The sequence below is a fragment of the Lichenicola sp. GTC18331 genome (genome assembly GCF_055386855.1).
The window spans coordinates 1,210,418-1,222,938 of record NZ_AP045015.1 but is presented as its reverse complement, the minus strand read 5'-3'; the positions used below and the strand labels follow the sequence as shown (position 1 = coordinate 1,222,938).

17 protein-coding genes are annotated in these 12,521 nt (G+C 65.9%); 14 read left to right on the top strand and 3 right to left on the bottom strand.

Annotated elements, in window-relative coordinates:
• The first annotated feature begins 26 nt into the window (after positions 1 to 26).
• Entirely contained in the window at positions 27 to 623 is a 597-nt protein-coding gene (locus tag ACZ5BM_RS05715; protein ID WP_498910485.1) for a BglII/BstYI family type II restriction endonuclease, read from the top strand.
• On the opposite strand, the gene ACZ5BM_RS05710 is transcribed toward ACZ5BM_RS05715, so the two are convergent.
• Positions 600 to 1,268: an MT-A70 family methyltransferase gene (locus tag ACZ5BM_RS05710; protein ID WP_498910483.1), complete on the bottom strand. Its 669-nt coding sequence runs from the start codon at positions 1,266 to 1,268 to the stop codon at positions 600 to 602. The genes ACZ5BM_RS05715 and ACZ5BM_RS05710 overlap by 24 nt on opposite strands.
• 563 nt (positions 1,269 to 1,831) lie before the next feature.
• Here ACZ5BM_RS05710 and ACZ5BM_RS05705 point away from each other — a divergent pair.
• The 6 genes from ACZ5BM_RS05705 (at position 1,832) to ACZ5BM_RS05680 (ending at position 5,696) form a co-directional block, all read left to right on the top strand.
• On the top strand, positions 1,832 to 2,665 hold the full coding sequence (locus tag ACZ5BM_RS05705; RefSeq protein ID WP_498910482.1) for a shikimate 5-dehydrogenase: 834 nt from the start codon (positions 1,832 to 1,834) through the stop codon (positions 2,663 to 2,665).
• A 257-nt stretch (positions 2,666 to 2,922) separates the two neighbouring features.
• A complete protein-coding gene (locus tag ACZ5BM_RS05700) occupies positions 2,923 to 3,207 on the top strand; it encodes a hypothetical protein (protein WP_498910480.1) in 285 nt (94 codons plus the stop codon).
• Positions 3,208 to 3,209: 2 nt separating this feature from the next.
• On the top strand, positions 3,210 to 3,389 hold the full coding sequence (locus ACZ5BM_RS05695; protein ID WP_498910478.1) for a hypothetical protein: 180 nt from the start codon (positions 3,210 to 3,212) through the stop codon (positions 3,387 to 3,389).
• The gene (locus ACZ5BM_RS05690; protein ID WP_498910477.1) at positions 3,379 to 3,510 is read left to right on the top strand and encodes a hypothetical protein; all 132 of its coding nucleotides are present in this window, start codon (positions 3,379 to 3,381) and stop codon (positions 3,508 to 3,510) included. The genes ACZ5BM_RS05695 and ACZ5BM_RS05690 overlap by 11 nt, the downstream gene beginning before the upstream one ends.
• Before the next feature lie 29 nt (positions 3,511 to 3,539).
• Complete coding sequence (locus ACZ5BM_RS05685; RefSeq protein WP_498910475.1) at positions 3,540 to 4,310, top strand: Rossmann-fold NAD(P)-binding domain-containing protein; 771 nt, start codon at positions 3,540 to 3,542, stop codon at positions 4,308 to 4,310.
• A 45-nt stretch (positions 4,311 to 4,355) separates the two neighbouring features.
• Complete coding sequence (locus ACZ5BM_RS05680; protein WP_498910473.1) at positions 4,356 to 5,696, top strand: GntP family permease; 1,341 nt, start codon at positions 4,356 to 4,358, stop codon at positions 5,694 to 5,696.
• Between the two features lie 4 nt (positions 5,697 to 5,700).
• On the opposite strand, the gene ACZ5BM_RS05675 is transcribed toward ACZ5BM_RS05680, so the two are convergent.
• The gene (locus tag ACZ5BM_RS05675; RefSeq protein ID WP_498910472.1) at positions 5,701 to 5,994 is read right to left on the bottom strand and encodes a hypothetical protein; all 294 of its coding nucleotides are present in this window, start codon (positions 5,992 to 5,994) and stop codon (positions 5,701 to 5,703) included.
• A gap of 137 nt (positions 5,995 to 6,131) precedes the next feature.
• On the opposite strand from ACZ5BM_RS05675, the gene ACZ5BM_RS05670 reads away from it, so the two are divergent.
• The gene (locus ACZ5BM_RS05670; protein WP_498910470.1) at positions 6,132 to 6,371 is read left to right on the top strand and encodes a hypothetical protein; all 240 of its coding nucleotides are present in this window, start codon (positions 6,132 to 6,134) and stop codon (positions 6,369 to 6,371) included.
• A gap of 89 nt (positions 6,372 to 6,460) precedes the next feature.
• Positions 6,461 to 6,925 carry a Ros/MucR family transcriptional regulator gene (locus ACZ5BM_RS05665; RefSeq protein WP_498910468.1) on the top strand — a complete coding sequence of 155 codons (465 nt, stop codon included), beginning with the start codon at positions 6,461 to 6,463 and terminating at the stop codon, positions 6,923 to 6,925.
• A gap of 193 nt (positions 6,926 to 7,118) precedes the next feature.
• Here the strand turns inward: ACZ5BM_RS05665 and ACZ5BM_RS05660 are convergent, their stop codons facing one another.
• Positions 7,119 to 8,561, bottom strand: coding sequence for a coniferyl aldehyde dehydrogenase (locus ACZ5BM_RS05660; RefSeq protein ID WP_498910466.1), 1,443 nt, complete (start codon positions 8,559 to 8,561; stop codon positions 7,119 to 7,121).
• A 102-nt stretch (positions 8,562 to 8,663) separates the two neighbouring features.
• On the opposite strand from ACZ5BM_RS05660, the gene sppA reads away from it, so the two are divergent.
• From sppA to ACZ5BM_RS05635, 5 genes are all read left to right on the top strand, one after another.
• Complete coding sequence (gene sppA, locus ACZ5BM_RS05655) at positions 8,664 to 9,635, top strand: S49 family peptidase (RefSeq protein ID WP_498910464.1); 972 nt, start codon at positions 8,664 to 8,666, stop codon at positions 9,633 to 9,635.
• 19 nt (positions 9,636 to 9,654) lie between these two features.
• Entirely contained in the window at positions 9,655 to 9,942 is a 288-nt protein-coding gene (locus ACZ5BM_RS05650; RefSeq protein WP_498910462.1) for an integration host factor subunit beta, read from the top strand.
• 123 nt (positions 9,943 to 10,065) lie between these two features.
• Positions 10,066 to 11,613, top strand: coding sequence for a DUF2339 domain-containing protein (locus ACZ5BM_RS05645; RefSeq protein WP_498910461.1), 1,548 nt, complete (start codon positions 10,066 to 10,068; stop codon positions 11,611 to 11,613).
• Positions 11,614 to 11,766: 153 nt separating this feature from the next.
• Positions 11,767 to 12,114 carry a hypothetical protein gene (locus tag ACZ5BM_RS05640; protein ID WP_498910459.1) on the top strand — a complete coding sequence of 116 codons (348 nt, stop codon included), beginning with the start codon at positions 11,767 to 11,769 and terminating at the stop codon, positions 12,112 to 12,114.
• Between the two features lie 85 nt (positions 12,115 to 12,199).
• Entirely contained in the window at positions 12,200 to 12,520 is a 321-nt protein-coding gene (locus ACZ5BM_RS05635; protein WP_498910457.1) for a hypothetical protein, read from the top strand.
• Position 12,521 lies beyond the last annotated feature (1 nt).

Below are 12,521 nucleotides of genomic sequence, written 5' to 3'. Positions count from 1 at the left end.
TGCGCTGTCACCCTTCATAAAGGGTTATGTCGACTGAGCATCTGATTCCCCCGTCGTTGTTGGAAGGCTATCACGTCCGCGAATGGCGGAATGCAACGGGCGTTTTGACGACGGCTTGTCCGGAAGAGTGGAAGGAGATCGTTGACACGCTTTCGGCCTTCAGACTGCTCCGATCTGAAATCGAGACACCCGGCGGAGCACGTTCACCCATCTCGCGCGGCATCGACACAGTCTTCTATGGCCTGGGATGGAAGGAGAAGCAGTTCCACACCTCAATTAAGGTCGACGATCAGACCTACGAAAGCCCTACACACAAAGTCGATTGTTTTAAGGGGCGCGTCGCCCTCGAACTCGAATGGAACAACAAAGATCCGTTCTTCGATCGCGATCTCAACAACTTTCGCCTGCTGTTCGACTTACGTGCGATTGATGTGGGTGTGGTCGTGACCCGCTCAACCGAGCTTCAGAAGATATTTCAGAAGCTCGGTAAGGGTGCATCCTACGGTGCCTCAACAACCCACCACACGAAGCTGTGGCCGCGCGTCGAAGGTGGAGGTGGTGGCGGTTGCCCGATCCTGACTTTCGCGATCAAGCCGTCCCTATACGTCGATGACGTCGAATAGGCTGCGATCCACCTGACTGTGGTGAGCGTAGGTCTTCCAGGTTGGCTCGTAACTCTCGTCAGCCTGATTGCCCCAGGTTGTCCAACCCTTGCGGACGCCTCGTCCGAACATCTCTAGGTAGGGACCCGGCGAGCACGACTCGATGAGGCCATACTGCTCGTCAGGCTTGCGTGAGTGCTCTCGCTTGCGAGTCTGAATCATGTTGACCTGGGTGCGGCCCGGGGCCAGCGTGCGGGCATTCTTGCCGATGACGCCGAACAGCAGTAATTCGGTGACGTTTCTGAAATAAAAGCCAACTCCGCGTCCGTCGGAGCCGCCGTCCTTGCGGATTTTATGCCAGACTACGTTGGCCTTGTACTTGAATCCCCATGCCGCCATCACTGCCAGCCCCTCAGGCAATAGTGCGTTCGGCACCCACAGGTAGAGATGAGACGTGTCAGCGGCGACGCTTGAGACCGGAAGGGCCTTGATGTCATCAAGAGTCATGGTCCCGTAGCGATTTAACCGCTTATGCTCGGGCGCCACCTTGCCGGTCGAGTTCTGGAAGCGCCATGGCGGGTCGGCCATGATGGTCGAGAAGCGCCGGCCGGCAGTGGTGGCCAGCAAGTCGGCCGAGGCGGCGGGCGTTTGGACATGCTGGTTCATGGGACATACCTCTCTGAGGGGCGGGCTAGCGTCAAGCTGGAGAGCGGCGCTGTCCTCACATCTTTTGAGGTTAGGTAAGTCTGCCTTTCGAGGTCGCCTATCCGAAAATCAAGGCACTGCTGGGTCAAGAGTAGGATCGACGTGTGATCCTCAACCTCGACCAGTGCGGTCATGGTCATCTCACAGAGTACGGCATCTTCCCGTGCGTCCCGCTCATACGGGCGCGTAAAACACTCCCCCCAGGACCGCTTGCTCTATCGACGGCGCCACAGGGTCGGAGACTATGTCCGGCAGACTCAAGGCCTGGAGGCGCATCGCGATCCGCTGCGATTGCTGCGCCCACACCTTTTCCGGACTCTGCATCGCCGCGACCGTCATCTTCTGGCTGGATACAGAGCCCTCTGCCGGGCGATCGCCTGTCCGCCAGCTCGATTCGATCCACAATTTCTGTGGACAAGCATGTGGGCGGCCCGCCGGAGCTTCGGTCGATGCGCCGAGTCCGCTACAGACTCCTTGGATCGCCTCCCGGACAAGCCCGGCGCACCATCATCGAGGACCGATCCATGCCCCGTCCCCCGATCAGCAAGTCCACGCTGCTCTGCATGTCCCTGTCCGCCCGTCCCGGCAATTTCGGCACGCGGTTCCAGAACCATCTCTACGAGGCGATGGGGCTCGACTTTCTCTACAAGGCCTTCACCACTACCGATCTCGTGGCGGCAGTGGGCGGCATACGCGCGCTCGGAATTCGCGGCTGTGCGATCTCGATGCCGTTCAAGGAAGCCTGCATCCCGATGCTAGACGATCTGGACGAGTCCGCCGCGGCGATCGGCGCGGTCAACACCATCGTCAACGATCTCGACCCCGTGTCGCCCCGGCTGCGCGGCTACAACACCGACTACATCGCCGTGCGCAGCCTGATCGCGCAGCACGGGCTCACCCCGGACATGCGCCTGCTTCTGCGCGGCAGCGGCGGGATGGGCCGCGCCGTCGCCTGCGCCTTCCGCGATGCGGGCTTCCGCGACGCCACGCTGCTGGCCCGCAACGCGCAGACCGGCCGGGCTCTGGCCGATGCCGCCGGGTTCCGCTGGACTGCCACCGAGCAGGGGACGGAGGCCGATCTGCTGGTCAACGTCACCCCGCTCGGCATGTCGGGCAGCCCCGAAAGCGAGACCTGCGCCTTCGCGCCTGAGACCATCGCCCGCGCCCGCGCCGTGTTCGACGTGGTGGCGATCCCCAGTGAAACGCCCTTGATCCGCGCCGCCCGCGTCGCTGGCAAGCAGGTGATCACCGGCGATGCCGTTCTGGTTCTGCAAGGGGTGGAACAGTTCGTGCTCTATACCGGCCGGCGCCCCGATCCGGCCCTGTGCGACGAGGCGGCGGCGGTGGCGTTCGCCTGAGCGCGCGCCGGCCTCAAGCGTGCCATGCCGATACCTGCGGAAACGGGGCCGCGACATCGTTCGCGTCCCGGCCGGCAGGATCCGCAGAATGAGGCCGGAGCGACACCCGCTCGCGACGGACAGGCCTCGGTTGCGATGGAAGGGGGCAGATGCTAGCGCTCGACCATCAAGAAACGCCGTTTGAGGGAGAGCGGGTGGTGCGTGTGTCGGGAACAGGTTTCAAGGGAAGCAGGTTCGCAACGGCGCCGGTTGCCCTGTTGGGCACGGCTCTGCTTCTGGCCGGTTGCGGCGGTCATTCCGATCCTGGCCCGCCGACCCTCTCCGTCACCTGCGACAACAGCCTGATGCTGGCCGGCGCCAGCCAGGTCTCCGTTCTGTCCAGCAACGGCGGCGGCGTCGCCACGCTCCAGTTCCCCGATCCGGCCAATCCGGGTCAGACGGGAACCCTTCCGGTGCCGGGCGGACGGTCCTGCGTCATCACCCCCGTGGTCGGCACCGGCAAGGATGACGCCCAGCATGGGGCGGCCCGCTCCGGCCATTGATCGTGCCATTCGACAGCTTCGGCGCGCCCCCGGAATGGCGCGAGGCGGATGAACCCGAAACGCCGTGGACGCGGCGGGACCGTCTGGTCGCCGCCGCCATCGCCTTCGTTCTGGCGGTGATCACCGTCGGCGAATGCGGCGCACTGGTGAGAAGCTGGGCGGGGTTGTCGCATGGCGCTTGATCCCGACGACCGCACGCCGATGCGCCCGCGCGACTGGGCCGTGGCGATCGTGCTCGCCACCGTGCTGGTGCTGATCGTCGCCGCCATCTTCCGAAACGGTCTGGCCTACATGTACGGCTGAGCCGTTCGCGATCTCGAGGTAGAACGACCATGCCGACGCCCGATCTGTTCTCCCTGCGCGGACGCCGCGCCCTGATCACCGGCGGATCGCGCGGCATCGGTCTCGCCTTGGCCCGCGGCCTGGCCGGGCACGGCGCCGAGGTGGTGCTGAACGGCCGCAGCCCGGACGCGCTCGAACAGGCGCGCGCCGCGCTGCAGGCCGACGGCTTCGTCGCCCATGCCGCCGCCTTCGACGTCACCGATCAGGCGGCGGTCACCGAGGCCGTGTCCCGGATCGAGCGCGAGCAGGGTCCGATCGACATCCTGGTCAACAATGCCGGGCTGCAACGACGCGCGCCGCTGGAAGACTTCACCCGCGCCGACTGGGACACGCTGCTCAGCACCAACATCAGCGCGGTGTTCTTCGCCGCCCAGGCGGTGGCGCGGTTCATGATCGGGCGCGGCGCCGGCAAGATCATCAACATCTGTTCGGTGCAGAGCGAACTCGCCCGCCCGAACATCGCCCCCTACACCGCCACCAAGGGCGCCGTGCGCAACCTCACGCGCGGCATGGCGACCGACTGGGCGAAGCATGGCCTGCAGGTGAACGGTTTGGCGCCGGGCTATTTCGAAACGGAGATGAACGACGCGCTGGTGCGCGATGCGGCCTTCACCGACTGGCTCTGCCGGCGCACCCCGGCCGCGCGCTGGGGACGGGTGGAGGAACTGATCGGGGCGGCGGTGTTCCTGGCCTCGGACGCGTCGAGTTTCGTCAACGGGCACATGCTGACCGTGGATGGCGGCATCTCGATCTCGCTTTAAATTACATCGTGTAATGAAATAGCCCGAAGGGGCGGAGAAACGGCCATGAGCGTTCTGTTCGCCGTCGGTTTGATCGTGGCTGCCATCGTCGCGATCGTCTTGTTGATCTCGCGTCTGCGGCTCAATCCGTTCATCGCCCTCTTATGTATTTCCCTGGCGGTTGCGCTGATCGCCGGGATGCCGGCGGACAAGGTCGTGGCCTCGTTCGAGGCCGGGGCCGGGCATGTTCTGGGCCATGTCGGCACCGTGATCGCGCTCGGCACCATGCTGGGCAAGATGCTGACCGAGTCCGGCGGTGCCGATCAGATCGCCCAGACCATCTCGCGCGCGGCCGGGCGCAAGCGCGTCGACTGGGCGATGATGGTGATCGGGCTGTTGGTGGGGCTGCCCGTGTTCTTCGAGATCGGCTTCGTTCTGCTGATCCCGATCGCCTTCGTGCTGGCGGACCGCACCGACACGCCTTTGCTGCGCGTGGCGCTGCCGATGGGGGCGGCCTTGTCGGTGACGCATGCGCTGATCCCGCCGCACCCGGCGGCGCTGCTGGCGGTGAGCGCGTATCACGCCGATATCGGCAAGACGATCCTCTGGGGCATCATCATCGGCACGCCGATCGCGGTGATCGCCGGGCCCTTGTTCGGGCGTTTCGCGGCCGCGCGCGTGCCGCTGACCGAGCATAATCCTTTGGCCGAACAGTTCGTGCGCAGCACGCCGCCGGACAACATGCCGAGCTTTTCGGTCACGGTGGCGACCATCATGCTGCCCGTGGTGCTGATGCTGGTGGGTTCGGCCGCGGACAGCGTGAGCGCGCCGCACACGACCGCCAACACGCTGCTGCATTTCTTCGGCAACACCGACATCGCCCTGCTCGTGGCGACCCTGATGTCGTTCTACGTTCTGGGTACCGCGCGCGGCTTCTCTCAGGACACGGTGCTGCGCTTCACCAACGAGTGTCTGGGGCCGACCGCGCTGATCATGCTGCTGGTCGGTGCGGGCGGCGGGTTCGGGCGCGAACTGGTGGATAGCGGCGTGTCGAAGGTGGTGACGGATGCGGCGTTGACCATCCATATGCCGCTCCTGGTGCTGGCCTGGCTTCTGGCGGTGGTGGTGCGCGTGGCGGCGGGGTCGGCCACCGTGGCGATGGCGACGGCATCCAGCATCATGGGGCCGATCCTGGTGCATGGGGGCGGCGCCGCGCCGGAGCTGATGGTCCTCGTGACCGGCGCCGGTTCGGTGGCGTTCGGGCCGTTGAACGATGCCGGTTTCTGGCAGATCAAGGAATATCTGGGTTTGACCGTGTCGCAGACGGTGAAGACCTGGTCGGTACTGGAAACGCTGATCGCGGCGTTCGGCCTGATCTTCTGCCTGCTGGCATCGCTGGTGGTTTGAGGGTTCAGCCGCGCTGACGTGGGCAGCCCGGCTGGCAAAGCCGGCTGAGCCTGAACTCGATCGCCCGGCCGCCGCATTGCGAGCACACCATGCGCGCCGCGAGATCGGCGAGCGGCGTGCGTCCGTCGAATCGGCGCAGCATCTGCGCCACAGGCAGGGGTGCTGCATGGCCGCAGCCCTGGCAGCGCGCGAGTCGCACCATGCCGGAAATAGGCGTCACCCAGTCGCGCAGCCGCGGGGTGCGATCGCGGTAGCTGTTTCCGGCAGGCGGTCCGGAAAAGAAAGGGTCGGCGGACATAAGGAAGAACATAACAAGAACATACCCTGGCGTCATGCGGTGTTTCGGACGGCGCCGGTTTGGAAGAAACATATCCGGCGTCGAACCGGGCGCGTGCGGGAATCGTTGCTGACGCTGATCTTCACCGGAGCGCTCGGATGCCGAATCATCGTTATGTCACCACGGGTTTGCTGGTCGCGCTGTTCTGTCTCTCCGCGTGCCGGTCCGGCGACGGACTCGGGATCGGCGCGCCTGCACCTGCGCCGCGTGCGGGATCTCTGGCCGACGGTCCGCTGCCGGCGATGATGCCGACGCCGACCTCGGTCGGGGTGGCCGGAACCGGTCCTGCCGGTGCGAATGCCGATGTCGGCGACGGAACTGTGATGACCGGACGTTAATCGTCTCGCGATTTATTCTGAGTGGGTGCTTTCGATCTTGGTGCTTCTTGTTGTAGAGGGAGCAAAACCACAGCAATACGGATGCGGACATGGCTGAAGAAGACAACCAGGCAATACTCGCGCTCACGGCGCAGATCGTGTCTGCTCACGTATCTAACAATACGGTACCTGCCGACGGTCTGACCGCTCTGATCCGTCAGGTGCATCAGGCACTCACCGGCGTGACCGCCGTGGTGCCGGAGCCCGAGAAGCCGCAGCCCGCCGTGCCGGTGAAGCGTTCCGTTTTCCCGGACTATATCGTGTGCCTCGAAGACGGAAAGAAGCTGAAGATGCTGAAGCGGCATCTTCAGAGCGCCTACAACATGACGCCGGAACAGTATCGCGAGCGTTGGGGTCTGCCGCAGGATTATCCGATGGTGGCGCCGAACTACGCCGAGCGTCGTTCCGCCCTGGCGCGCCAGATCGGTCTGGGCCGCAAGGATGGCCGCGTCGCCGCCGAGGCTGCGACCGCCGAGCCGGCCGCCGCCAAGCCGGGCCGTCGTCGCAAGAGCTGATCCGGATCGGATCCGAACAGATGAACGCCCCGCACTTCGGTGCGGGGCGTTTTCGTTTCGGGGTCCTGACGCCGGTCGTGGAGGCCCCGCGATGGGCAGGCGGCGTCACCCGACCGGGACGGTGTTTCCGGTCGCGCGATGCCGTTCGACGAACCGATACTTCGATGACGCGACCGATATTCTTTTGTGACTGTCAGCGGCTGTCTTTTCTGCCGAATGTGCCCAGCATCAAGGGCAGCATCATGCGCGTGAGCGCACCATGCGGTGGTGCCATCAGGGTGAAGCCGCTGAAACGGCCCTGACGATACACGCCGCGATCATGCGAGAAGCGGTCGAATCCGGCCTTGCCGTGATAGGCGCCGGTGCCGCTCGGGCCGATGCCGCCGAACGGCAGCGCGGTCTGGGCGCAATGCAAGAGCGTGCCGTTGATGGTGGCGCCGCCGGACAGGCTTCGCGACAGGATGTGCCGTTCGGTCGCCGGATCGTCGGTGAAACCGTACAGCGCCAGGGGCCGGGGTCTGGCGTTCACGTAGCGGATCGCGTCCGGCAGGGAGCGATAGCCGACGATCGGCAGCACCGGGCCGAAGATCTCGTCCCGCATCGCCGAGACGCCGTCCGGCGTGTCCAGAAGCAGGGTCGGCACCATGCGATGGGAGCGTTCCGCGTCGGATGCTTCCGCCGCGTGGCTGATGTCGCGCCGTATCCGCGCGCCGGCATCGCCGGCCTCCTCCACCATGGCGCGGAGGCGGTCGAGATGCTGCTGCGAAATGATGCTACTGTAATCGTCGTTGTTGGCGATGTGCGGATAAAGGGCCGCCGCGCTGTCGAGGCAGGCGGCGGCGAATGCGTCCACGCGATCCTCCGGCACCAGCACGTAATCCGGTGCGATGCAGGTCTGACCGGCATTGAACAGTTTGCCGACCATGATCGTATGCGCGGTGCGGTCGAGCGGTGCGTCCGGCGCGACGATGGCCGGACTCTTGCCGCCGAGTTCGAGCGTCACCGGCACCAGCCCGTCCGCCGCCGCGCGCATCACCGCCGTGCCGACACGGGTGGAGCCGGTGAACATCAGATGGTCGAAGGGCAGGGCGGTGAAGCGTCGTGCTGTGTCGACATCGCCCTCCACCACGGCGACGCGGTCGGCCGGGAAGATGCGCGCCAGTTCGCGTTTCAGCAGGGCGGCGAAGCGCGGCGTGGCTTCGGAGGGTTTCAGCATCACCCGGTTGCCGGCGGCGAGCGCGTCCACCAGCGGCCCGACAGACAGGAACAGCGGATAGTTCCAGGGCGAGACGATGCCGACGCAGCCGAGCGGGCGTTTCTCCACCCAGGCGCGTCCGGGCTGGAACGTCATCCCGACGCGCGCGCGCTTCGGGCGCATCCAGGAGCGCAGATGGGTGTGGGCGTAGCGGATCGCGTCCCGCAGCGGCACCAGCTCGGCCAGAACGGTTTCGGGATAGGCGCGATGACCGAAATCGGCCGAGATCGCGTCGTGGAAACGGTCGGCAGCATCGGACAGAAGGTCATCGAGCGCCGAGAGATGGGCGCGTCGCTCGCTCAGGGACGGCTCGCCCCGTTTTGCGGCGGCCGTGCGCTGTGCATCGAGGATCGCGCGCAGATCCTGTTCCATATCGGGCATGGCGTTTCTGTGCTCCCCGGCCGCCGCAACGAGCCGTATTCCGGCTTTCCAAGCGGCCGTCTTCCACCATAGGCTCGCCGACGCACGGGCTGGAACCATCGCATGAGTCTCGACGCCGATCTGTTGCTGGACCGGATGCGTTTGAAGCGCCGGCTCGTGTGGTGGCGCGTGGGCGCGATCGTTCTGCTGGTGGGGATGCTGCTCCTGTCGGCACGGATCGGCGTCGGCGGGCATGGTACCCTCTCCGGGCCGCATCTGGTACGTCTCCGTGTGGACGGCGTGATCGCCGAGGACCGCAAGCGCCTGGACGAGATCGACCGGGCGACCGACGACGGCAGCGTGAAGGGCATGATCCTGGCGATCGACAGTCCCGGCGGTTCGGTATCGGGCGGCGAGTCGCTGCACGACGCCATCGCGCGCTTCGCCGCGAAGAAGCCGGTGGTGGTGACCATGGGCGGCGTCGCCGCGTCGGCCGGCTATATGATCGCCGTGCCTGCGGCACGGATCTACGCGTCCAACGCCACGCTGACCGGATCGATCGGCGTGATCCTGCAGAGCCCGGACCTGTCCGGCCTGCTCGGCAAGATCGGCGTGTCGGTGGACGAGCTGGTCTCAGGTCCGTTGAAAGGGCAGCCGAGCGTGGTGAAGCCCTTGTCGCCGGAAGGCAGGGCGATGCTGCAGGGCGTGGTGACGGATCTGTTCGACCAGTTCGTCGCCATGGTGGCGTCGGGGCGTCACATGGACGAGGCCCGCGTTCGGGCCCTGGCGGATGGGCGGCCCTATACCGGGCATCAGGCGCTGGGGCTCGGTTTGATCGACGCCATCGGCGGTGAGCGCGAGGCGCGTCAATGGCTGGCGAAGAACCGCTCGATCCCGGAAGATATGAGGGTGGAACCGTTGCAGCCTCGGCACAAGCGCGGCTGGCTGCGGGGGCGGATCAGCGGTCTGGCGCGTGGTCTGGGGGCGGATGCGATGAGCGGCGCACTCGATACGCTTCCGAGTGGAGTTTCAACGAAAGTCCTTTCCGCGCAAGGGGTTGCGCTTGACGGTGCCGTGTCGCTCTGGCAGCCTTGAGGGCGCAGAAGGAGCTCGGATGACCAAGTCGGAATTGATCGACGAGCTGGCTGCGGCGAATCCCCATTTGCAGAGCCGCGACGTGGAACTGATCGTGTCCACCATCTTCGACGAGGTGTCGGCGGCGCTGGCACGCGGCGAACGTGTGGAGTTGCGCGGTTTCGGCGCCTTCACCGTGAAGCAGCGCGACGCCCGGACCGGACGCAATCCGCGCACCGGCGAGCCGGTTTCGGTGGACGAGAAGGTGGTGCCGTTCTTCAAGGCCGGCAAGGAACTGCGCGAGCGGGTGAACCGGCGCGGGCGTTGACCGCTCTGTCCGCAGCACAGGGACATGGCGAGATGCTTGTTTCGGGGCGTGCGGTTCGATAAGTCGGCCGGGCGCAGCCTCTGTACCGATACGGAACGCCCGTCGCGGATTCCGGAAAGAGGCATGATGCCGTCCAAGGTTCAGGGGGCGCCCTTAGAGTCGGCGAACCCTTTTCTGCGTCTCTGGCATCAGGTGCCGGTTCTGGTCGCGCTGCTGCTGCCGCTGCGGCTGATCCTGTCCTATATCGGCGACCCTGCCGTGCCGGGCAATCACGGCCGCTTCCCGAACGGGTGGTGGGGCTGGTGGGACCAGGCGCAATACATCCTGTCGGCGCACTCACTAGCGGCGGGCGACCTTGCGCCGGATCATCACTGGTATCCGATCGGCTACGCGATGCTGGGCGCGCCGTTCACGGTCTTGTCGCGTCTGCATCCGTATCTGCTGCCGGATCTGGCGTGTGTCCTGGCGGCATTGTTCGGCTTCCTGGCCTTTGCGCGTGCGCTCGGAGTGGGGCGCAGTGTGGCGTCCCTGCTGTTCTTCTATGCCGTCGCATGTATCGAACCGATCCGGGGCGTCTGGGCCGAGCCGTGGAACACGACCTTGTCGGCCGCCCTGGTCTGGGGGCTGCTCGGGCTGACCGCGCGTCATTTGTCGCGGGTGGGCGACGTGCCCGTCTATCGGTTCGGGCGGATGGTGGCGCTGGGGGCGATCGCGGGATTCATGCCGGTGACCCGGCCCACGGATGCTCTGCTCGTGGTGATCTGGGCCATTGGCGCCGGCGCGACAGGTTTGTTCATGCGCCGGCTGAGCTGGACCGACGCCGCCTCGCTACTGCTCGGCGGCGGTCTGGCGTTCGCACCCTCGGCGTGGTTGTGGTTCGCCATCCATGGTGCCGCGCCCGGTGACTACATGCGCAATTCCATAGCGCTCGGCTTCGACTGGGGCACGCTCGGCTGGCGCACCTATCTGCTGCTCGTGTCGCCGCAGCCCTGGTTCCCGTACGGGGCGGGCATGATGGCGATGTTGGTCTGGTTGATCCCGGGCGTCGGCGGCCTGCTGGCCTTGCCCTGGCTCGTGCGCGGGCTGGCGTTGCGGCTCGCTCTGCTGCTGGCGGCGATGATCGTCTGCTACTCGGCTTTGTTCTTCTCGTATGTGGATCTGATTCCATCGGGTCTGTGGCGGTACAACAACGTCCATTACTTCAAATGGGCGCTCCCGGGCATGATGCTGTTCGGTTGGCTCCTCATTCGGCAGCTTGCCGCGGGGCCGCACCGCTCCGGTTTCCGGGCTGCCGTTCTGGCGAGTTTGGTTGCCGTGCTCATCGCCGATCTCCGGCTCGTTCCGTTGCCGGCGAAGGCCGAGACGCCTGCCTGGATGGTGCAGATAAAGGGCCCAGTGCCGGGCTGGGATGAAAGCTATTTCGGTCATATCACGCTGCGCGACTCGCTCGGAGAACTGCAATCGATCCGGGATTTTCGTGCCCTCCCGGACGAGCAGGGCTGGCGGTTCGTCGCACTGAGCCGACCTTTCGTCGGGTCCCTGCACATCTCCGGTGTCGGTCATTGGCCGGACGGCCTGCTCGATCCCGGCATACCGGGAGAACTGCGCTGGACCCGCCGGTTGGGCTTTCGGGTGCCGTTCCTGCATGGGCGTCACACCACGATTCCGTAACGAATTCACAGCTCAGATGCAGTTCAGCAACAGGCGTGCTCTTGCTGCAACAAGGTTAACGAACCGAATCAGTTCTCTCTTTGTTCATAGACTGTGGGGCTCCTGGCGCTGTATCGTTCTTCCAGCATGATGCACGCCTGGTTGGTCCAAAAAATGCGCCTTCCCCTGACCGCACTGCTTGTTGCAGCCTCTTTTGCGGCGCAGCCGGCTTCGGCGCGGATGAGCGGCCATGCGGCGGCGGCCATCGCTCACCATGGCGCCGCTCACACTCTATCCGCCCGCCACTCCGCGCATCCGGTGCGGGTCGCGCTGCGCATGCCGCATCGCCCGTTGGGTGGCAGCCTCGTGCGCTGCACCCTGCTGAGCCAGCCACATCGCAACGAGCGTCTGACCGCGAATCGCCACAAGGCCCGTTATTTCGCGCCGACCAGCCAGGCTGTGTTCTTCGCCCATGCCGGCGATCGCTGCGTGTGGCACGCCGGAGCGGCCGTTCACGGCTGAGGCAGGGCTGCCGGACGACGAGGGCTTGCCGGGCGTGATGCGACGGGGGAAAACCCGAGCCGGCCCAAGGGCGGGAGGAACCACGATGTTCGGCAAGAAAAACAAGCAATCCGTCACGCCGGTTCCGGCGCCCAGGCCGGTGGCGAAGCCGTCCCCCGTCAAGGGCGGGGCTGCGGTGCCGTCGCCCTCGGGCAAGGGGAGCGGCAAGCTGGCCTACGAGACCCGCCGTGCCGAGAAGGCCGGGATGGGGCTGGAGAAATGGATGGCGGAGAAGGACCGCCGCGCCCGTGCCGAGCGCGAAGCGATCGCCGAGGCGAAGCGCAAGGCCGATCCGGGCCGGAAGGCGGAGAACGCCAAGCCCGGCCTGCTGCGCCGCCTTCTGGACCGTGCGCACAAGCCGATCTGAT